Here is a 19,874-nt window from a genome sequence, read left to right on the forward strand (position 1 = left end):
GCCGGCTACTGCTCCTCGCCCCACGCGAAGCCGTCGCGGGCGATCATGGCGCTGGAGGCGCTCGGCCCCCAGGTGCCGGCCGCATAGGCGCGCGGATTGCCCTCGGCCGCCCAGCTGTCGAGCAGCGGCTCCACCCAGCGCCAGGCTTCCTCCTGCTCGTCGCGCCGCACGAAAAGGTTGAGCCGGCCGTCGATCACGTCCAGCAGCAGGCGCTCGTAGGCGCCCACGCGCTCGGTGCCGAAGCGCTTGTCGAAGTCCAGGTCGAGCTGCACCGGCGCCAGTTGCGGCGTGCCGTTCGAGCCGTTGCCGTTGCTGCGCAGGCGCTTGTCCTGCCCCTGCGCCAGCAGGTGAAGTTCAAGTCCGTCCTTGGGCTGCAGGTTGATCACCAGCTTGTTCGCATAGCCCGCGGGCACGCGGAAGATGGCGTGCGGCGCCGCGCGGAAATTGACCTCGATGCGCGCGTCGCGTGACGACAGGCGCTTGCCGGTGCGGATGTAGATCGGCACCCCGGCCCAGCGCCAGTTGGCGATTTCGGTGCGCAGGGCCACGAACGTCTCGGTGCGGCTTTCCGGATCGACGCCGGCCTCTTCCCGGTAGCCGGCCACGCGCTCGCCGTAGGCGGTGCCCGCCGCGTACTGGCCGCGCACGGCGTGAAGCCCGATCGATTCCGCGGTCCAGTGCTTGAGCGAGCGCAGCACCTTGAGTTTCTCGTCGCGGATGGCATTGGCGTGCGAATTGATCGGCGGCTCCATGCCGATGGCGCACACGAGTTGCAACGCATGGTTCTGCACCATGTCGCGCAGTGCGCCGGTCTGGTCGTAGAAGCTGCCGCGCTTTTCCACGCCGAGGTCCTCGGCGATGGTGATCTGGATGTTGGCCACGTGCTCGCGACGCCAGATGGGCTCGAACAGCGCATTGCCGAAACGCATGGCAAACAGGTTCTGCACCGAAGGCTTGCCCAGGTAATGGTCGATGCGGAAGATCTGGTCCTCGCTGAGCACGGCCTGCACCGCGTCGTTGATGGCGCGATTGGATGCCAGGTCGTGCCCGAGCGGCTTCTCCAGCACCATGCGGGTGCGCGAGGTGTTCAGGCCGGCCGCGGCCACCTGCTTGACCACGGACGTGAACAATGCGGGCGCCGTGGCCAGGTACATCACCACCGTGTCCGCGCCGCGGCCATTGATCAGCTCGGCCAGCTTTGCATAGTCCTCGGGCCGGGACAGGTCCATGCGCAGGAAGTGCAGCATGGACGCGAACGCCTTGAACTCCTCCGGGCTCGGGCGCTTGGCGCCTTCGACGGCCTTGAAGCGCGAGCGGATCAGCTCGCGATAGTCGTCGTCGCTCAGTTCGTCGCGCGCCACGCCGATGATGCGCCCGCCGTCGGGCAGGCTGCCGTGTCTGAACGCCTGGAACAGCGCCGGCATCAGCTTGCGCCATGCCAGGTCGCCCGTGCCGCCGAAAAGTACGAGATCGAAGCTCATTGCCGCAGTCACCTGAAGTTGTTGCTCAGGCGGCTGCGGCACGCATCGTGCCGAGCCCGCCCGTCAGGCAACGACTTTAACGGCACTCGGTGAATGTGCGGCGCCGCAACCCTGCGGCTTGAGGCGGCCGTGCCACGCCGGGGCGGGATTTCGCGGTGCGTTGACTGCGCTCATTGCGCGTTGCGCACCACGCGATCGGTGTCGAACCCCAGGCTGCGTGCGTAGTCGAGTTCTGCCTGCAGCGTCGCTTCGTCGAGCTGCGGCGCGCGCGAGAGCACCCACAGGTACTCGCGATCGGGCGTGCCGACCAGGGACACCTGGTAGTCGCGGTCGAGCTTGAGAATCCAGTAGTCGCCCCAGACGAAGGGCAGCCAGCCCAGCCACGTGGGTGCAAACCGCACCTTGAGTCGTCCAGCGCCGGGCTGGCCCGTCACGGCCACCGGGCGGGCGATGCCGATGGCCTCGTCGACGTGGCCGTCGGTTCGCTCGCACCGGTTGAGCACGTGGACGGTGCCGTCGGGCAGCGGCGTGTATTCGGCGCTGACCTGGCCGGTGCAATCCTTCTGGAAGCGGTTGGGCAGCCGCGCCTGCTCGTACCAGAGCCCCGCGTAGCGCTGCAGGTCGACCGGCGCCACCGTCTGCAACGCCGCACGCATCAGCGGCGCGCCGTTCGCCGGGCCGGCGGGCGCCTGAGCCCGCGCCGCCCGTGCGGCGCCGAGCGCGGTCAGCGCCAAGACGCCGCCCAGCGCGAACGCCATGGCGTGCGCGCCCGGCGACGGGCCGCGTCGCGGCTTTTGGGAACTTGGCGGAAGCTGCTGCGACGTGGCGCGGCAGGAAGGGTGGCGGGCTCTCATGCAAATGGCTCCAAATGTTCGGGCGCCGCGGGCGGCGCGGATCTGCCGGACCCGTGCGCCATTGCGGTGCGGCAGGTCCTCACCCTGCACCTTAGGCAGACGGCGGCGCGCGAGGCGTCGGACGGCGCGCACAGGTTCTGTAGACGGAAGTGGTAATCGACGGACGGCGCAGGCCGGTCCGGGTCGGGCATTCGCTGCAGCGTAATAATGCCTCGCATGAACCAGCTCGACGCCCTTCGCCAATGGACCACCGTCGTCGCCGACACCGGCGACTTCCGTCAACTCGACGCCTTCAAGCCGCAGGACGCGACCACCAATCCGTCGCTGATCCTCAAGGCGGTGCAGAAGAGCGAGTACCGTCCGCTGGTCGACGAAGTGCTGCGCCAGCACCGCGGACTGGCACTGGACGAACAGATCGACCGCCTGCTGGTGCGCTTCGGCTGCGAGATCCTGTCGATCATCCCGGGCCGCGTCTCGACCGAGGTCGATGCGCGCCTGAGCTTCGACGCGGACGCCACCGTGGCTCGCGCCGAGCGCATCGTCGCGCTGTACCGCGCCGAGGGCATCGACACCGGCACGCGGCTGCTGATCAAGGTGGCCGCCACGTGGGAGGGCATCGAGGCGGCGCGCCGGCTCGAGCGCCAGGGCATCCACACCAACCTCACGCTGCTGTTCTCCTTCTGCCAGGCGGTGGCCTGCGGCGACGCCGGCGTGAAGCTCATCTCGCCTTTCGTCGGACGCATCTACGACTGGCACAAGAAGTCCGCCGGTGCCGCGTGGGACGAGGCAGCCCGTGCCGGCGAAAACGATCCGGGCGTGCAATCGGTGCGCCAGATCTACGACTACTACAAGCAGCACGGCATCGCCACCGAGGTGATGGGCGCGAGCTTTCGCAACATCGGCCAGATCGCCGCCCTGGCCGGCTGCGACCTGCTCACCATCAGCCCCGAGTTGCTGGCCGAGATGTCGAAGCGGCCGAACAGCGACGCACCGCTCGTGCGCGCGCTCGATCCGGCGGCTGCCAGGGCGCGCGACAGCCAGCGCGTGCACTTCGACGAGCCGGCCTTCCGCCTGGCGCTCAACGAGGATGCCATGGCCACCGAGAAGCTGGCAGAAGGCATCCGTGCTTTCGCGGCCGACGCGGTCAAGCTCGAGAAGCTGATGACGGGGGCCGCATGACCGTCCGCTGCGACCGCACCCCGGCCTGGAGCGAACTGCGGCGCCATGCCGACAAGGCAGGGCGCGGCTTCGATCTGCGCCAGGCCTTTGCCAACGACCCTGGCCGCTTCGCCGCCTTCAGCCAGGAGGCGCCCCACGTCTTCGCCGACCTGTCCAAGAACCTGATCGACGCACCGGCGCAGCAGTTGCTGTTGACGCTGGCGCACCAGTGCGGGCTGCAGGCAAGGCGCGATGCGATGTTCGGCGGCGAGCGCATCAATAGCACCGAGGACCGCGCGGTGATGCACCACCTGCTGCGCGCGCCGGGCAGTGCGCCGGTTGCCGGCAGCCGCGGGCAGGCGGCCGACCGGGCGCAGGTCCATGCCACGCTCGACGCGATGCTGGCCTACGCCGAGTCGATCCGGGCCGATCACACCATCACCGACGTCGTCAACATCGGCATCGGCGGGTCCGACCTCGGCCCGCAGATGGCCGTGCTGGCGCTGGCCGAATACGTCGCGCCGGGCAAGCGCTTCCATTTCGTCTCGAACGTGGACGGCCATGAACTGGCCGGCGTGCTCAAGGGCCTGGCGCCCGAGCACACGCTGTTCCTCATCGCTTCCAAGACCTTCACCACCGCCGAGACCATGGCCAACGCGCGTTCGGCGCGGCGCTGGTTCGAGCAGTCCGGGGGCAAGGACGTGGCGCGCCACTTCGCCGCGTTGACCACCAACGTGCAGGCGGCGAACGACTTCGGCATCCGGACCACGTTCGGTTTCTGGGACTGGGTGGGCGGCCGCTATTCGCTGTGGTCGGCCATCGGCCTTCCCATCGCGCTGGCCATCGGCGGGGAGGGTTTCAGGGCGCTGCTGGCTGGCGCCCATGCCATGGACGAGCACTTCCGCAGCGCGCCGCTGGAGCGCAACCTGCCGGTGCGCCTGGGCCTGCTCGACGTCTGGTACCGCGATTTCCTGGGCATGACCAGCCGCTGCATCGCGCCTTATCACAGCGCGCTGCGGCGCCTGCCGGCCTACCTGCAGCAGCTCGAGATGGAAAGCAACGGCAAGCGCGTCGACCTGGACGGCCAGCCGCTGCCGTTCGGCACCTCGCCCGTGCTGTGGGGCGAGCCCGGCACCAACGGCCAGCACGCCTACTTCCAGATGCTGCACCAGGGCACCGACGTGGTGCCGCTGGAATTCCTGGCGGTGCGCACACCGGCACACGATTTGCCCGGACACCATCCGCAACTGCTGGCCAACGCGCTGGCGCAGGCGCAGGCGCTGATGGTGGGCCGGGCCGATGCCGGCGGGCACCGCGACTTTCCGGGCAACCGGCCGAGCACCTTCTTCGTGCTGGAGCGACTGACCCCGGAATCGCTGGGCGCCTTCATTGCCATGTACGAGCACCGCGTGTTCACCAGCGGTGCGCTCTGGGGCATCAACAGTTTCGACCAATGGGGGGTCGAGTTGGGCAAGGTGCTCGCCAAGGACCTGGAGCCGCGTCTCGCGTCCGGCGACGTCGGCGGCCTGGACGCGTCCACGGCGGGCCTGGTCGCCCGCCTGCGGCAGGACTGAGATCAGGCGGCCTTCGGCCGCTAAGGGTATTTGCTAGGATCGGGCGGCGCGCGAAGTCAGCCCACGCTTCTCATGCGTCTCCTCCGGAGACCGCCGGCCGCCAAGGCCATCGCCGCTTCGCGCCCGCTTCCCAACCCTCATCGCTCTAGCAAAGGACGCGCACGCATGCCCGCTCAACCCGCCGCCGCCAACTCCATCCGAAGTACTCCGCCGCGCTGGCCGCTGGCGCTCCTGGGCCTGCTGCTGCTGCTCATCGGCCTGGCCCTGGCCATCGGCGGCGTTCGCCTGGCGACCCTCGGCGGGTCCTGGTACTACCTGATCGCCGGCGCCGGGCTCGTCCTGAGCGGGCTGTTCTTCATGTGGCGCCGCATGGCCGGCTTCTGGCTCTATGCCGCGGTCTTCGTCGGCACGCTGGCGTGGTCCTATGCCGAGGTCGGCTTGCAGTTCTGGCCGCTGGTGCCGCGCCTGGCGCCGGTGCTGGTGCTGGGCCTGCTCGTGCTGCTGGCGCTGCCCCGCCTGTCGCAGGGCCGCGTGCGTGGTGCCGCATTCGCCGGCGCGGCGCTGATGGTGCTGGCCCTGGTCGGTGGCGGCGCGGCGATGTTCGTGCCGCACGCCGTGGTCGAAGGCCCGCCGCTTGCCGCAGCGCCGGCGGCGGCACCGGCACCGGCCGGTGAATCGCGCTGGCAGTACTACGGCCGCACCCCGGCCGGTACCCGCTTCGCGCCGGAGGCGAAGATCAACACCGGCAACGTCGACCAGCTCGAGGTGGCGTGGACCTTCCGCACCGGCGAAATCGCCGGCCCCGGCTCGGAGAACCAGAACACGCCGGTGCAGATCGGTGACGCCGTGTACGTCTGCACGCCGCGCAACCAGGTCATCGCCCTCGATGCGGACGCCGGCACCGAACGGTGGCGCTTCGACCCCAAGGCGAACGCCAAGGTCTGGAACCGCTGCCGCGGCGTGGGCTACTACGAGCCGGCCGCGGTGCAGCAGCGCGTGGGCGACGCGGCGGCAACGCCGGCGCTGCCCGCAGGCGACACGTGCGCGCGCCGCATCGTGCTCACCACGGTGGACGCGCGCCTGATCGAACTCGACGCCGTCACCGGCAAGCCGTGCGAGACCTTCGGCCAGGGCGGCACGGTGGACCTGAAGCAGGGCATGGGCGAGGTCAAGCCCTTCTACTACTTCCAGACCTCCATGCCGACGGTGGTGCGCAACCTGATCGTCATCGGCGGCTGGGTCTTCGACGGCCGGTCCGTCGACGAGCCCTCGGGCGTGGTGCGCGCCTTCAGTGCCGACACCGGCGAACTCGTCTGGGCCTGGGACGCCGGCAACCCGGACATCACCGGACTGCCGCCGGCAGGCCAGACCTACACCCGCAGCACGCCGAACGTCTGGTCCACGCCCGCCTTCGACGACAAGCTGGGCCTGATCTACCTGCCCACCGGCAACAACCCGCCGGACTTCTGGGGCGCGCAGCGCAAAGGCGCGTCGGAGACGCACTCGTCGTCGGTGGTGGCGGTGGACATCGCCACCGGCCGCGAGCGCTGGCGCTTCCAGACGGTGCACCACGACCTGTGGGACTACGACGTGCCTTCGCAACCGGCACTGACCGACGTGCCGGACGGCAAGGGCGGCACGGTGCCGGCGCTGATCCAGCTGACCAAGCGCGGCCAGATCTTCATGCTCGACCGACGCGACGGCAAGCCGATCGCACAGGTCGAGGAGCGGGCCGTGCCGCAGGGCGGGCAGCAGGGCGAACGGACGTCGCCGACGCAGCCCTATTCGGTCGGCATGCCGGCCATCGGCACCGATCCGCTGACCGAGGCGCGCATGTGGGGCGCCACCTGGTTCGACCAGCTGGCCTGCCGCATCGCGTTCCGCAAGCTGCGCTACGACGGCGAGTTCACGCCGCCCACCACCACGCCCAGCCTGATCTACCCCGGCTACTACGGCGGCATGAACTGGGGCAGCGGCTCGATCGACGAGCGCGACGGCCTGCTGGTGGTCAACGACATCCGCATGCCGCAACAGGTGCAGCTGATTCCGCGCGCCGTCGCCGACGGCAAGACCATGTCGCTGGGGCACGGCGTCGGCCTGCACCCGCAGGAAGGCACGCCCTATGCCATCTCGCAGCAGGGCTTCAACTCGCCGCTGAACCTGCCGTGCCACGCGCCGCCGTGGGGCACGCTGACCGGCATCGACCTGAAGACACGCCAGGTGGTCTGGCAGCGCCCGCTCGGTACGGTGCAGGACGTGGTGGTCGGCGCCGGCGCGCAAGGCGGTGGCTTCAAGGTGCGGGCGCCGGTGCCGCTCGGCATGCCGAGCCTGGGCGGTCCCATCACGACGGCCGGCGGCCTGACCTTCTACGGCGGCTCGCAGGACTACTACCTGCGCGCCTTCGACAGCCGTACCGGCCGCGAACTGTGGAAGGGCCGCATGCCGGTCGGCGGGCAGGCCACGCCCATGACCTACGTGTCGCCCCGCAGCGGGCAGCAGTACGTGGTGATGGCCGCCGGCGGCTCCCGCCAGTCGCCCGACCGTGGCGACTACGTGATCGCGTGGAAGCTCAAGGGCCAGTGAAGCGCTGACGGCGTCTGCCGTTGCGGCCGCGCATCGCCCTGGCCGTGCCCATTCCCATCGGGCACGAGGTTGTGCCTATGATCGCGGCGGGCATTTCGCCCGGGAGCGACGCCACGAGGGGGCCCGAGCCATGAACTTCACCCAAGCCGTGCAGGTGTGCCTGCGCAAGTACGTCGAATTCAGCGGGCGCGCGTCGCGGTCCGAATTCTGGTGGTTCGCGCTGTTCCAGCTGATCGTGCTGGTGGTCGCCGGAATCTTCGGGGACCGCATCTACGGCATCGCCGCCTTGCTCCTGCTGCTGCCCTCGCTGGCGGCGGCCGCCCGTCGCCTGCACGACGTCGGCAAGAGCGCCTGGTTCCTGCTCCTGCACTTCGTGCCGATCGTCGGGCTGATCGTGCTGATCTATTTCTGGGTCCAGCCGTCCCAGGCGGCGCAGCCGGCAGGCGACGTTTTCGTGCCGCCCGTGGCCTGAGCCGTCGGACGCCGGCACGGCGGTTGCATGCGGCCGTGGCATGCCGGTCGCCGCCGCCCCCTCGCCATCCGCCCTGAGCGTCGCCGCCGATCCGTTGTGGCAGCGCCAGCTCGGGCTGCTGCTCGAATCGACCGGGGAGGGCATCTTCGGCATCGACCTGGCCGGCCACTGCGTGTTCATCAACCGCGCCGGCGCCCGCATGCTCGGCTGGGATGCGGACGAGGTGCTGGGCCGCAACATGCATTGGCTGACGCATCACTCGCACGCCGACGGCAGCGCCTACCCGGACAGCGACTGCCCAATCTTCAATGCCTTCCGCCAGGGGCTGCCCTGCCGCATCGACACCGAGGTGTTCTGGCGCAGCGACGGCAGCGCCTTCGCGGTCGAGTATTCAAGCCATCCGATCCTCGACGGCGCCGAGGTGCGCGGCGCCGTCATCACCTTCCTGGACATCACCGGGCGCAAGCGCGCCGCGCAGGCGCTGCAGCGCGCCAAGGATGAGCTGGAGCAGCGCGTCGGCGAGCGCACGCGCGAGCTTTCGGCTGCCCTTGGCCAGTTGCGCGAGCTTTCGGCCTACCTGGAGTCGGTGCGCGAGGAAGAGCGCACCCGCATCGCGCGCGAAGTCCACGACGAGCTGGGCAGCCTGCTGGTGGCGTTGCGCATGGACGTGACCTGGCTGGACAAGCGTCTGGGGGAACAGCAGGCCCGCGAGCCGCAGGCGGCGCAGGACATGCGCGAGCGCATGCGCTGCAAGTGCGGGAACATGAGCCGGCTGATCGAGAGCGCGGTGGACAACGTGGGCCGCATCATCACCGACCTGCGGCCCAGCATCCTGGACCACCAGGGGCTGTGGGCCGCGCTCGAGTGGCAGGCCCAGGAATTCACCCAGGCCGGCGAGATCGACCTGGATTGGCAGGTGCCGCACCAGCCGTTGCCCGAATTGCCTGAGCCGGCCGCGATGGCGGTCTTCCGGATCTTCCAGGAGATGCTGTCGAACATCGGCCGCCACGCACGGGCCAGTCGTGTACAGGTGCGCATCGCGCAGGCGGCCGGCACGCTGGTGCTGCGCGTGCGCGACGATGGGTGCGGCGCGCCGCCGGGCGCCTTCGAGGCTTCCGATGCCTACGGTGTGATGGGCATGCGCGAGCGTGCGCTGCACCTGGGCGGCAGCCTGGCGATCCACAGCAACCCGGGACAAGGCTGCGCCCTGGAGCTGCGCCTTCCGCTGCCGGCCGCCATGCCATGACCGCGCCGACCCGCGTCCTCCTGGCCGACGACCACCGTATCGTGCGCGAAGGCCTCAAGCAGGTCCTGGCCGATGCCCCGGAAATCGAGATCGCGACCGAAGCCACCAGCGGCGCCGAGGTGCTGGCCGCGGTGCGGGCATCCGGCGGGCCGCCGGCGCTGCACGTGGTCCTGCTCGACATCGCCATGCCCGACGGGGACGGCCTGGACGTGCTGCAGGCGCTGCGCAAAGGCTGGCCGACGCTGCCCGTGCTGATGCTCAGCACCTATCCGGAGCGCCAGTACGCGGTGCGGTGCATCCGCCTGGGCGCCGCCGGCTACCTGAACAAGGGCGCGGACCCGGACGACATGATCGCCGCCGTGCGCAAGGTGGCGGCAGGCGGCCGCTACGTCACGCCGGCCACGGCCGAACAGCTCGCCGGCGCGCTCGACCGCGACCGGGGCCGTGTTGGCCACGAGGCGCTGTCGCACCGCGAATACCAGGTGTTCCGGCTGCTCACCACGGGGCACAACGTGAGCGAGATTGGTGCGCGACTGCAGCTGGCCTCCAATACCGTGAGCACGTACCGCGCCCGCATCCTGGAAAAGACGGGCACGCGCAACGACGTCGAACTGGCGCTGTACGCCGAACGGCACGCGCGCGGCGGCGGCGCGGCGTGACCCTGTAGGGCTGGCTCTACACCGCGTAGCGCCGCCCGGCACGATTTTGCGGGGCGCCGGCTCGCACCGGCCGGTCTGGCGCGGCGCTTGCGATCAGCGGGTCTGTTCATACGCAACCAGGTGACCGAACCATGACCTCCCCGACCGACCAGGCCCCGAGCCCGAGCTACGACGCCTACGACGCCGATCGCCCGCTCTTGATGCGCTGCGCCTGCGGCGAGGACCACGCGCCCGGCCAGCACCCGCAGGCCACGGCGGCTGTCGCCGCGCCGCCGACCGAGGAGGCGCTGTCGCGCGACTTCATCGAAGCCACGCTGGTCAAGGCGCTGTTCCCGCGCGACGCCGTGCGGCGGGGCTTTCTCAAGGCGGTGGGCGCCGGCACCGCGCGCGCGGCCATCGCCTCGCTGCTGCCGGTGGGCGCGCTGCAGGCCATGGCGCAGGAGCGCGGATCGCTGGAGAAGAAGGACCTGAAGATCGGCTTCATTGCGATCACGTGTGCCAGCCCCCTCATCATGGCCGACCCGCTGGGCTTCTATCGCAAGGAGGGGCTCAACGTGCAGCTCAACAAGACGGCGGGCTGGGCGCTGATTCGCGACAAGATGCTCAACAAGGAGTACGACGCCAGCCACTTCCTGTCGCCGATGCCGCTGGCCATCTCGATGGGCCTTGGCGCCACGCAGGTGCCGATGAAGGTCGCCAGCATCCAGAACACCAACGGCCAGGCCATCACGCTTCACATGAAGCACAAGGACAAGCGCGACCCCAGGCAGTGGAAGGGCTTCAGGTTCGCCGTGCCCTTCGAGTACAGCATGCACAACTTCCTGCTGCGCTACTACCTGGCAGAGCACGGCATCAACCCGGACACCGACGTGCAGATCCGCGTGACACCGCCGCCGGAGATGGTGGCCAACCTGCGCGCGGGCAACATCGACGGCTTTCTCGGGCCGGATCCGTTCAACCAGCGCGCCGTCTATGACGAGGTGGGCTTCATCCACATCCTGTCGAAGGACATCTGGGACGGACACCCCTGCTGCGCCTTCGGCATGAGCGAGGCCTTCATCCAGCAGAACCCGAACACGTTCGCGGCGCTGTACCGCGCGGTGCTCACCGCCAGCTACATGGCCAGCCTGCCGAAGGACCGCTCCCTCATCGCCAAGGTGATCGCGCCGCCGCAGTACCTGAACCAGCCCGAGACGGTGATCGAACAGGTGCTGACCGGCAAGTTCGCCGACGGCCTGGGCAACATCAAGAACGTGCCCGACCGGGCCAACTTCGACCCCATGCCCTGGCAGAGCATGGCCGTGTGGATGCTCACGCAGATGAAGCGCTGGGGCTACGTCAAGGGCGATGTCGACTATCGCGGCATCGCCGAACAGGTGTTCCTGCTGACTGACGCGAAGAAGTACATGTCGCAGGTGGGCTTCAGGCCGCCGGAGGGTGCATATCGGCGCTTCAAGGTGATGGGCAAGGAGTTCGATCCGGCGCGGCCCGAGGAATACCTGGGCAGCTTCGCCATCCAGAAGGCGTCCGCCGCATGACGCGCCCGCAATGGCAGGCGGCGCTGCTGTCGCTGTGCATCGCGTTGGCCCTGCTGGCACTGTGGCACGTGCTTACCCTGCCGCAGTCCGGCGCCGGCGCGGCGGCCGCGATGACGCCCGAGCAGGCCGAGTACGCCAGGCTGATGGGCAAGGACCCCGGCGCGCGCAAGAGCAGCGGATTTCCGACGCCGGCGCAACTGGGCGAGGCAGCCTGGCGCCAGTTGTCCGATCCCTTCTACGACAACGGGCCGAACGACAAGGGCATCGCGGTGCAACTGGCGTATTCGCTCGGACGCGTCGGCCTGGGCTTCATGCTGGCCTGCGTGGTGGCCGTGCCGCTGGGCTTCGTGATCGGCATGAGCCCGCTGCTGCACAGGAGCCTGGATCCGTTCATCCAGGTGCTCAAGCCGATCAGCCCGCTTGCCTGGATGCCGCTGGCGCTCTACACGATCAAGGACAGCTCCGTGTCCGGCGTGTTCGTCATCTTCATCTGCTCGATCTGGCCGATGCTGCTCAACACCGCCTTTGGCGTGGCGTCCGTGCGCCGCGAATGGCTCGATGTGGCGCGCACGCTGGAGGTGACGCCGATGCGCAAGGCGCTGCGCGTGATCCTGCCGGCCGCGGCGCCGACCATCCTCACCGGCATGCGCATCAGCATGAGCATCGCGTGGCTGGTGATCGTTGCCGCCGAGATGCTGGTGGGCGGCACCGGCATCGGGTATTTCGTCTGGAACGAGTGGAACAACCTCTCGCTCACGCACGTGATCCTGGCGATCGTGCTGATCGGCGTGGTGGGCATGCTGCTCGACCGCATGTTCGCGGCCCTGCAAAGGCTGGTCACCTATGTGGAGTGACGTGCGCACCTCCTTGGCCGCGCCCCCGTCGGCCGGCGCGCCTGCGGCCGGTGGCGCCGATGCCCCATTGCTGCAGGTGCAGGGCCTGGCCAAGGCCTACGTGCCCGGGCGCCCGGTCTTCGCCGGTGTCGACTTCGGCCTGCAGGCTGGCGAGTTCGTCTGCGTGATCGGCCATTCGGGCTGCGGCAAGACGACCATCCTCAACGTCCTGGCAGGGCTGGAGCACGCCAGCGCCGGCCATGTGCTGATGGACGGGCGCGAGATCGACAGCCCGGGCCTGGAGCGCGGCGTGGTGTTCCAGGGCCACGCGCTCATGCCGTGGCTTTCGGTGCGGCGCAACATTGCCTTCGCGGTGGAATCGCGCTGGCCGCAGTGGTCGCGCGCGCAGGTCGACGAACAGGTGCGGCGCCACGTGGCGCTGGTCGGGCTGGGCGCGGCCATCGACAAGAAGCCGGCGCAGCTGTCGGGCGGCATGAAGCAGCGCGTGGGAATCGCGCGCGCCTTTGCCATCCAGCCGCGGATGCTGCTTCTCGACGAGCCTTTCGGCGCGCTCGACGCGCTCACGCGCGGCACCATCCAGGACGAGCTGATGGCCATCGTTCGCGAGACCCGCCAGACCGTCTTCATGATCACGCACGACGTGGACGAGGCCATCCTCCTGGCCGATCGCGTCCTGCTGATGAGCAACGGCCACGACGCGTCCGACGGCGCGGGCTACGTACCCGGCCGCGTCGCGGAGGTGGTGGTCAATCCGCTGCCGCGCGAGCGTTCGCGCGCCGGCCTGCATCGCCTGCCGGGCTATTACGAACTGCGCAACCACATCGTCGATTTCCTGGTCGCCCGGGCGCAGCCGCCCGCGCGCGCCTGAGCATTCCATCCAACCACCGCAAGGAGCCAAGCCATGAACCGCAACGACGTCACCGAGAAGATCATCACCGCCAAGGTTGCCAAGGGCCTCAAATGGGAAGCCGTGGCCGCGCAGGTCGGCCAGTCGAAGGAATGGACCACTGCGCTGTGCCTGGGCCAGATGACCGCCACCGCCGAGCAGGCCGCCGTCCTTGGCGACATCTTCGGACTGACGGACGAGGAACAGAAGTGGCTGCAGATCGTCCCCTACAAGGGTTCGCTGCCCACCGCGGTCCCGACCGATCCGCTGATCTATCGCTGGTACGAGATCGTCAACGTCTACGGCAGCACCATCAAGGAGCTGATCCACGAGGAGTTCGGGGACGGCATCATGAGCGCCATCGACTTCAAGCTCGACATCGACCGCGAGGCCGATCCGAAGGGCGACCGGGTGCACGTGGTGATGTCCGGCAAGTTCCTGCCGTACAAGACGTACTAGGTCGCGCCGGCGGCGGCGGTCATCCGAACGCCGGGCTGCGAAGCAGTTCCGACTTCAGCCAGGTCGTCACCGCGCCCGGCTTGGCGTCCACCCGCCACAGCACGTCCAGGCCCACTGTCCACTCGGTGAACGGGTAGGCCTCGAGCTTGAGTTCCACCAGCTCGCCGGCCTGCAGTTCGCTCGCGATCGCCCAGCGCGGCAGACTGGTCCAGCCGACGCCACCCTTGAGCAGCTGCACCAGCACTGCCTGGCTGTGCACCTGCCAGGTCCGGGGCGATTTGAGGTATTCGACGGTCAGCAGGTGGCGGATCTGGCCGGACAGCACCAGCTGCAGGTGGTCGGCCAGCTGCGCGAAGCGCACGCTCTGAAAGCGTGCCAGCGGATGGTCGCGCTGCACCACGTTGACGAAGGCGACCTGTCCGACGCGGCAGAAGCCGATGCCAGGCGGGTAGTGCGCGCGGGCGCAGCCCAGTCCCAGCGACACCGTCTCGCGACCGACCAGGTCCAGCAGTTCGTCATCGCCGGGCGCCCGAAGCGCCAGCCTTACCGCGGGAAACTTCTGCTGCAGCGCCGACAGCACCGGCGCCAGCGCCGCACCCGGAAAGGCATCTTCGATGCCGATGGATATGCGGGTTTCCGCGTCGCTGGCCAGCGCGCCGGCATGGGCGTTGAGGCTGTCGCAGTGCGACAGGATGGCCTCGGCCTGTGGCAGCAGGGCTTCGCCAGCCGGCGTCAGCACCGGATAGCGGCCGCTGCGGTCGAACAGCGCCACGCCCAGGTCGATCTCCAGTTCGCTGATGGCGGTGCTCACCGCCGACTGCGCCTTGCCGAGCCGGCGCGCCGTTGCCGAGAACGAGGTCTCGCGCGTGGCAGCCACGAACACCTCCAGGCGATCGAGCGACAGCTGCATGTGATCCATCTCCAATTCAGATGGGTCCTATTTTTACCTGCGCGCGCCTGCCTTCCCAGAATGCGAACCGTCCCGGCACCGCCCGGCCATCGCCCTCGACCGAAGAAGACGTAACCGCCATGAACTCCGCCAGCGCACCCGTGCACGAAGTCGACCAACCCTTGCCGATCGGCCGGCTCGGCCTGCTGGGCTTCCAGCACGTGCTGGTCATGTACTCGGCCTGCATCGTGGTGCCGCTCATCCTGGGGGCGGCGCTGAAACTCCCGAAAGAGCAGCTGGTGGTGATCATCAGCGCCGACCTGTTCGCCGCCGGGCTGATCTCGCTGGTGCAGTCGCTCGGGCTGTTCGGCTTCGGCATGCGGATGCCGGTGATGATGGGCGTGACCTTCACGGCGGTGACGCCGATGATCGCGATCGGCATCGATCCTTCGCTGGGCCTGCTCGGGGTCTATGGCGCCATCATCGCGTCGGGGCTGTTCGGGATCGCGATGGCGCCGTTGATGGGGCGCTTCCTGCGCTTCTTTCCACCGGTGGTCACCGGCTCTGTGCTGCTGGTGATCGGCATCAGCCTCATGAAGGTGGGCATCGACTGGTCGGCCGGCGGCCAGCCGCTGCTGCCCGACGGGAGCCCCAATCCCCAGTACGGCAACCCCGTCTACCTGGCCGTGTCGCTGGGCGTGCTCGTGCTCATCCTCGGGCTGTCGCGCTTTGCCAAGGGCTTCATTGCGAACATCGCCGTTCTGCTGGGCGTGCTCGCCGGTTTTGCCGCGGCCTGCCTGCTGGGTGAGGTGCGGCTGGACGGCTGGGCCGGCGAGCCGTGGTTCGCGCTGATCCGCCCGTTCGCCTTCGGCATGCCGGTGTTCGACCCCGTGGCCATCGTCTCGATGTGCCTGGTAATGCTGGTGACGCTGGTCGAATCGACCGGGATGTTCCTCGCGCTCGGCACCATCGTCGGGCGGCCGACCACGCCCGAGCGCCTGGTGCGCGGCCTGCGCGCCGACGGCCTGGGCGCCGTGCTCGGCGGCATCTTCAATGCGTTTCCCTACACTTCGTTCTCGCAGAACATCGGGCTGGTGACGCTTACCGGCGTCAAGAGCCGCTATGTCTGCGCCGCTGCCGGCGTGATCCTGGTGCTGATGGGGCTGTTCCCGAAGCTGGCCTTCGTGGTCGCCTCGACCCCGCCCTTCGTGCTTGGCGCCGCCGCCATGGTGATGTTCGGCATGGTGGCGATGATGGGGGTGCGCATCCTCGCGACGGTCGATTTCGAGCGCCATCGCGGCAACACGCTGGTCGCCGCAGTCAGCGTTGGCGTGGGCACCATCCCGCTGCTGTCGGAGCGATTCTTCGCGCAACTGCCCGCGTGGACGCACGTGCTGACCGACAGCGGAATCATCCTGACCACGCTCAGCGCCATCGTTCTGAACCTGCTGTTCAACGGCCTCGGCTCGCGCCGGCAGGCCGAGCTGGACAGCGCCCGCGTGGCGGCGACGGCCGACGCGTGAACGACCCGCGCCGCAGCGACGCTGCCGGCACCACTCTCAACTGGACACCCCCATGAATTCCCTGATTCTTCACGCCGACCACCTGCTGACCATGGACGGCGGTAACGCGATCATTGCCGACGGCGCCGTGCTGGTCGCGCCGGACGGCCGCATCGCGCAGGTGGCGCCCGCGGCCGAAGTGATGGCCGCGCACCCTCATGTGCCGGTCAAGCGGCTTGCAAACCGCCTGCTGATGCCCGGCCTGGTCAATGCGCACGCGCATTCGGGCCTGTTGCGCGGCACTGCGGAAGGGCTGCCCGTGTGGGAATGGCTGCAGCAGTACATCGACCCGATGCACCGCGTGGTCAGCCCGCAGGACGCCGAGACGGCCTCTCGCCTGTGCTATGCCGAGGCGCTGCTCTCGGGTACCACCACCGTGGTGGACATGTGGCGCTACATGCACGGCAGCGCCCGGGCCGCGAACGACCTGGGCATCCGCGCGGTGCTGGTGCCCTACGTGGCCGAGCATCCCGCGCACGACTACTTCGAGACGCTGGACACCAACGAGGCCCTGATCCGGGACTGGCACGGCGGGGCAGGCGGGCGCATCCAGGTCTGGGTCGGACTCGAGCACATGTTCTATGCCACGCCCGACGCCTGGAAGCGCGCGATCGCGATCAGCCGGCACTACGGGGTGGGTTTTCACACGCACAGCAACGAAAGCCGCTTCGACGTGGAGGAAACGCAGCGCCGGCACGGCATGCGGCCGATCCAGGCGCTGGAGCATTTCGGGTTGCTCGACGCGCCGCAGGTGCTGCTGGCGCACTGCGTCTGGCTGGACGACGAGGAAATCGCCATCCTCGCGCGCCGCGGCATCGGCGTGGCGCACAACCCGGTCAGCAACATGAAGCTGGCCAGCGGCGCCGCACCGGTGGAGGCGCTCCTGGCCGCGGGTGTGGCAGTGGGCCTGGGCACCGACGGCGAGAAGGAGAACAACAACCTCGACATGTTCGAGGAGATGAAGACGTCCTCGCTGCTGGCCAAGTTCTCCAGGCTCGACGCCGCCGCGCTCGATGCCTGGTCGGTCTGCCGCATGGCCACCATCGGCGGCGCGCGCGCACTGGGCCTGGACGCGCAGATCGGCTCGATCGAGCCCGGCAAGATGGCCGACCTGATCGCCGTTCGCACCGACACCCCGCGCATGACACCGCTGCTCGGCGGTGCCGGCGGCAACCTGCATCACAACCTGGTGCACGCGGTGCAGGGCGGCGACGTCGACATGACGATGGTGGCCGGACGCATCCTGGTCGATGGCGGTGCGCTGTGCAGTGCCGACCTCCAGGCGCTGATCGGCGACGCCAACCGCGCCGTGCCCGACCTGTTCCGCCGCCGCGCCGACTGGCTGCGCGAGAACGCCACGGTCGACGCGCTGCGCGAGGCGGCCGGCGCATCGTCCGCAACCTAGGACGAGCGCCGCGCGCCCAAGAAAAAACCCGCAGCCCTTGCGAGCTGCGGGTTCGGCGTCTTGGCCGGGCGCGCGTGGCGCGTCCCGGCCGGGGACGAATTACATGTCCATGCCGCCCATGCCACCCATGCCGCCCATGCCACCAGGCATGCCGCCGGCAGGCGCTTCGTCCTTCGGAGCCTCGGCCACCATGGCTTCGGTCGTCAGCAGCAGCGAAGCCACGGAAGCGGCGTTCTGCAGCGCGGTGCGGGTCACCTTGGTCGGGTCCAGGATGCCCAGCTCGAGCATGTCGCCGTAGGAATCGTTGGCGGCGTTGAAGCCGAAGTTGCCCTTGCCTTCCAGCACCTTGTTCACCACGACCGACGGCTCGCCACCGGCGTTGGCGACGATCTCGCGCAGGGGCGCCTCGATGGCCTTGAGCACCAGCTTGATGCCGGCTTCCTGGTCGACGTTGTCGCCCTTGACCTTGTCGCCCACGGCCTGCTTGGCACGCAGCAGCGCAACGCCGCCGCCGGCCACGACGCCTTCTTCCACTGCAGCGCGGGTCGCGTGCAGGGCGTCTTCGACGCGTGCCTTCTTTTCCTTCATCTCGACTTCGGTGGCTGCACCGACCTTGATGACGGCCACGCCGCCGGCCAGCTTGGCCACACGCTCTTGCAGCTTCTCGCGGTCATAGTCGCTGGTCGCTTCCTCGATCTGGACGCGGATCTGCTTGACGCGCGCCTCGATGTCGGCACCGGCGCCGGCGCCGTCGATCACGATGGTGTTTTCCTTGCCCACTTCGATGCGCTTGGCCTGGCCCAGGTCGGCCAGCGTCACCTTCTCGAGCGACAGGCCCACTTCTTCAGCGATGACCTTGCCGCCCGTCAGGATGGCGATGTCTTCCAGCATGGCCTTGCGACGGTCGCCGAAGCCCGGTGCCTTGACGGCCACGACCTTCAGGATGCCGCGGATGGTGTTCACCACCAGGGTCGCCAGGGCTTCGCCTTCGACTTCCTCGGCAATGATCAGCAGCGGGCGGCTGGCCTTGGCCACTTGTTCCAGCGTCGGCAGCAGGTCGCGGATGTTGCTGATCTTCTTGTCGAACAGCAGGACGAACGGGTTCTCCAGCAGCGCGACTTGCTTCTCGGGGTTGTTGATGAAGTAGGGCGACAGGTAGCCGCGGTCGAACTGCATGCCTTCGACGACGTCCAGTTCGCTGTCGAGCGACTTGCCGTCTTCGACGGTGATCACGCCTTCCTTGCCGACCTTGTCCATCGCGTCAGCGATGATCTTGCCAATGGTCTCGTCGCTGTTGGCCGAGATCGAGCCGACTTGCGCGATTTCCTTGCTGGTAGTGGTGGCCTTGGAGGCCTTCTTCAGCTCTTCGACCAGGGCTGCGACGGCCTTGTCGATGCCGCGCTTGAGGTCCATCGGGTTCAGACCGGCGGCCACGTACTTGGAGCCTTCGCGCACGATGGCCTGGGCCAGCACGGTCGCGGTGGTGGTGCCGTCACCGGCGTTGTCGCTGGTCTTGGAAGCGACTTCCTTGACGAGCTGCGCGCCCATGTTCTGGAGCTTGTCCTTGAGCTCGATTTCCTTGGCGACCGACACGCCGTCCTTGGTCACCGTGGGGGCGCCGAACGAACGCTCGAGCACAACATTGCGGCCCTTCGGGCCCAGCGTGACCTTGACCGCGTTGGCCAGGATGTTCACGCCTTCGACCATGCGAGCACGGGCTTCGCCGCCGAAAACTACGTCTTTTGCTGCCATTTTCAGTTAACTCCGAAAGATTTGCTTGATCTGGTCTGATCGGATGGGGTCGGGGAGGCGGCTGCGCCGGCGGGCCCGACCCTGGCGATCACTTCGATTCGACAACCGCGAAGAGGTCGTCTTCCTTCATGACCAGCAGTTCGTCGCCGTCGACCTTGACGGTCTGGCCGCTGTACTTGCCGAACAGGACACGGTCGCCGACCTTGACGGTCAGGGCGGAGATTTCACCCTTGTCGTTCTTCTTGCCCGGGCCCACGGCGAGGATTTCGCCTTGGTCAGGCTTCTCGGCCGCGTTGTCGGGGATCACGATGCCCGAAGCGGTCTTGGTTTCGCTTTCAATGCGCTTGACGATCACGCGATCGGCCAAAGGACGAAGTTTCAATTGCATCTCCTGGATTTGAAACGGGTTTAATTCGCGATCCCGCCGCGAACCGACGGGGCCTGAATGTTGAATCGCGGGGCGGTTGTTAGCACTCATCCCCGACGAGTGCTAATCATAAGG

17 protein-coding genes are annotated in these 19,874 nt (G+C 68.6%); 12 read left to right on the forward strand and 5 right to left on the reverse strand.

The genetic code is table 11. The annotated features are described in order from the left end of the window. Window positions 1-5: 5 nt before the first annotated feature. Together zwf and VES41_RS03030 are read right to left on the reverse strand one after the other, a co-directional pair. The gene (gene zwf, locus VES41_RS03025) at window positions 6-1,481 is read right to left on the reverse strand and encodes a glucose-6-phosphate dehydrogenase (RefSeq protein ID WP_324812801.1); all 1,476 of its coding nucleotides are present in this window, start codon (window positions 1,479-1,481) and stop codon (window positions 6-8) included. A gap of 170 nt (window positions 1,482-1,651) precedes the next feature. Further along, window positions 1,652-2,239 carry a lipocalin family protein gene (locus VES41_RS03030; protein WP_324812803.1) on the reverse strand — a complete coding sequence of 196 codons (588 nt, stop codon included), beginning with the start codon at window positions 2,237-2,239 and terminating at the stop codon, window positions 1,652-1,654. Between the two features lie 312 nt (window positions 2,240-2,551). Here VES41_RS03030 and tal point away from each other — a divergent pair, with 312 nt between their 5' ends. From tal to cynS, 10 genes are all read left to right on the forward strand, one after another. Beyond that, window positions 2,552-3,514, forward strand: a complete 963-nt coding sequence (gene tal / locus VES41_RS03035) for a transaldolase (RefSeq protein ID WP_324812805.1) — start codon at window positions 2,552-2,554, stop codon at window positions 3,512-3,514. Next, window positions 3,511-5,067: a glucose-6-phosphate isomerase gene (gene pgi, locus VES41_RS03040; RefSeq protein WP_324812807.1), complete on the forward strand. Its 1,557-nt coding sequence runs from the start codon at window positions 3,511-3,513 to the stop codon at window positions 5,065-5,067. The genes tal and pgi overlap by 4 nt, the downstream gene beginning before the upstream one ends. A 165-nt stretch (window positions 5,068-5,232) precedes the next feature. After that, window positions 5,233-7,650, forward strand: coding sequence for a membrane-bound PQQ-dependent dehydrogenase, glucose/quinate/shikimate family (locus VES41_RS03045; protein WP_324812809.1), 2,418 nt, complete (start codon window positions 5,233-5,235; stop codon window positions 7,648-7,650). A 130-nt stretch (window positions 7,651-7,780) separates the two neighbouring features. Beyond that, window positions 7,781-8,122 (forward strand): DUF805 domain-containing protein, encoded by a 342-nt coding sequence (locus VES41_RS03050; RefSeq protein ID WP_324812811.1) that lies wholly within the window; start codon window positions 7,781-7,783, stop codon window positions 8,120-8,122. Window positions 8,123-8,162: 40 nt separating this feature from the next. Next, a complete protein-coding gene (locus tag VES41_RS03055; protein WP_324812813.1) occupies window positions 8,163-9,368 on the forward strand; it encodes a PAS domain-containing sensor histidine kinase in 1,206 nt (401 codons plus the stop codon). Next, window positions 9,365-10,027, forward strand: coding sequence for a response regulator transcription factor (locus VES41_RS03060; RefSeq protein WP_324812814.1), 663 nt, complete (start codon window positions 9,365-9,367; stop codon window positions 10,025-10,027). Before VES41_RS03055 ends, VES41_RS03060 begins: the two co-directional genes overlap by 4 nt. Before the next feature lie 131 nt (window positions 10,028-10,158). Further along, entirely contained in the window at window positions 10,159-11,565 is a 1,407-nt protein-coding gene (locus VES41_RS03065) for a CmpA/NrtA family ABC transporter substrate-binding protein (RefSeq protein ID WP_324812816.1), read from the forward strand. Next, the gene (gene ntrB, locus VES41_RS03070; RefSeq protein ID WP_324812818.1) at window positions 11,562-12,419 is read left to right on the forward strand and encodes a nitrate ABC transporter permease; all 858 of its coding nucleotides are present in this window, start codon (window positions 11,562-11,564) and stop codon (window positions 12,417-12,419) included. Before VES41_RS03065 ends, ntrB begins: the two co-directional genes overlap by 4 nt. After that, complete coding sequence (locus tag VES41_RS03075; RefSeq protein ID WP_414719006.1) at window positions 12,409-13,287, forward strand: ABC transporter ATP-binding protein; 879 nt, start codon at window positions 12,409-12,411, stop codon at window positions 13,285-13,287. The genes ntrB and VES41_RS03075 overlap by 11 nt, the downstream gene beginning before the upstream one ends. A 33-nt stretch (window positions 13,288-13,320) precedes the next feature. Continuing rightward, window positions 13,321-13,764 carry a cyanase gene (cynS, locus tag VES41_RS03080; RefSeq protein ID WP_324812822.1) on the forward strand — a complete coding sequence of 148 codons (444 nt, stop codon included), beginning with the start codon at window positions 13,321-13,323 and terminating at the stop codon, window positions 13,762-13,764. A 19-nt stretch (window positions 13,765-13,783) separates the two neighbouring features. Here cynS and VES41_RS03085 read toward each other — a convergent pair whose 3' ends face one another. Continuing rightward, window positions 13,784-14,683, reverse strand: a complete 900-nt coding sequence (locus VES41_RS03085) for a LysR family transcriptional regulator (RefSeq protein ID WP_324812825.1) — start codon at window positions 14,681-14,683, stop codon at window positions 13,784-13,786. A gap of 110 nt (window positions 14,684-14,793) precedes the next feature. On the opposite strand from VES41_RS03085, the gene VES41_RS03090 reads away from it, so the two are divergent. Further along, window positions 14,794-16,176, forward strand: a complete 1,383-nt coding sequence (locus VES41_RS03090; RefSeq protein WP_324812827.1) for a nucleobase:cation symporter-2 family protein — start codon at window positions 14,794-14,796, stop codon at window positions 16,174-16,176. 52 nt (window positions 16,177-16,228) lie between these two features. Then, the gene (locus VES41_RS03095; RefSeq protein ID WP_324812829.1) at window positions 16,229-17,620 is read left to right on the forward strand and encodes an amidohydrolase; all 1,392 of its coding nucleotides are present in this window, start codon (window positions 16,229-16,231) and stop codon (window positions 17,618-17,620) included. 99 nt (window positions 17,621-17,719) lie between these two features. On the opposite strand, the gene groL is transcribed toward VES41_RS03095, so the two are convergent. Together groL and groES are read right to left on the reverse strand one after the other, a co-directional pair. Next, entirely contained in the window at window positions 17,720-19,372 is a 1,653-nt protein-coding gene (gene groL / locus VES41_RS03100; RefSeq protein ID WP_324812831.1) for a chaperonin GroEL, read from the reverse strand. A gap of 88 nt (window positions 19,373-19,460) precedes the next feature. Continuing rightward, window positions 19,461-19,754 carry a co-chaperone GroES gene (gene groES, locus VES41_RS03105; RefSeq protein WP_324813104.1) on the reverse strand — a complete coding sequence of 98 codons (294 nt, stop codon included), beginning with the start codon at window positions 19,752-19,754 and terminating at the stop codon, window positions 19,461-19,463. Window positions 19,755-19,874: the final 120 nt, after the last annotated feature.

It is taken from the genome of Variovorax sp. (genome assembly GCF_035634955.1).
Lineage (GTDB): Bacteria > Pseudomonadota > Gammaproteobacteria > Burkholderiales > Burkholderiaceae_C > Variovorax.

Bases quoted from the DNA above. Each gene is read 5' to 3' on its own strand.
- zwf (WP_324812801.1), bottom strand. From the start codon at position 1,481: ATGAGCTTCGATCTCGTACTTTTCGGCGGCACGGGCGACCTGGCATGG.
- VES41_RS03030 (WP_324812803.1), bottom strand. From the start codon at position 2,239: ATGGCGTTCGCGCTGGGCGGCGTCTTGGCGCTGACCGCGCTCGGCGCC.
- tal (WP_324812805.1), top strand. From the start codon at position 2,552: ATGAACCAGCTCGACGCCCTTCGCCAATGGACCACCGTCGTCGCCGAC.
- pgi (WP_324812807.1), top strand. From the start codon at position 3,511: ATGACCGTCCGCTGCGACCGCACCCCGGCCTGGAGCGAACTGCGGCGC.
- VES41_RS03045 (WP_324812809.1), top strand. From the start codon at position 5,233: ATGCCCGCTCAACCCGCCGCCGCCAACTCCATCCGAAGTACTCCGCCG.
- VES41_RS03050 (WP_324812811.1), top strand. From the start codon at position 7,781: ATGAACTTCACCCAAGCCGTGCAGGTGTGCCTGCGCAAGTACGTCGAA.
- VES41_RS03055 (WP_324812813.1), top strand. From the start codon at position 8,163: ATGCCGGTCGCCGCCGCCCCCTCGCCATCCGCCCTGAGCGTCGCCGCC.
- VES41_RS03060 (WP_324812814.1), top strand. From the start codon at position 9,365: ATGACCGCGCCGACCCGCGTCCTCCTGGCCGACGACCACCGTATCGTG.
- VES41_RS03065 (WP_324812816.1), top strand. From the start codon at position 10,159: ATGACCTCCCCGACCGACCAGGCCCCGAGCCCGAGCTACGACGCCTAC.
- ntrB (WP_324812818.1), top strand. From the start codon at position 11,562: ATGACGCGCCCGCAATGGCAGGCGGCGCTGCTGTCGCTGTGCATCGCG.
- VES41_RS03075 (WP_414719006.1), top strand. From the start codon at position 12,409: ATGTGGAGTGACGTGCGCACCTCCTTGGCCGCGCCCCCGTCGGCCGGC.
- cynS (WP_324812822.1), top strand. From the start codon at position 13,321: ATGAACCGCAACGACGTCACCGAGAAGATCATCACCGCCAAGGTTGCC.
- VES41_RS03085 (WP_324812825.1), bottom strand. From the start codon at position 14,683: ATGGATCACATGCAGCTGTCGCTCGATCGCCTGGAGGTGTTCGTGGCT.
- VES41_RS03090 (WP_324812827.1), top strand. From the start codon at position 14,794: ATGAACTCCGCCAGCGCACCCGTGCACGAAGTCGACCAACCCTTGCCG.
- VES41_RS03095 (WP_324812829.1), top strand. From the start codon at position 16,229: ATGAATTCCCTGATTCTTCACGCCGACCACCTGCTGACCATGGACGGC.
- groL (WP_324812831.1), bottom strand. From the start codon at position 19,372: ATGGCAGCAAAAGACGTAGTTTTCGGCGGCGAAGCCCGTGCTCGCATG.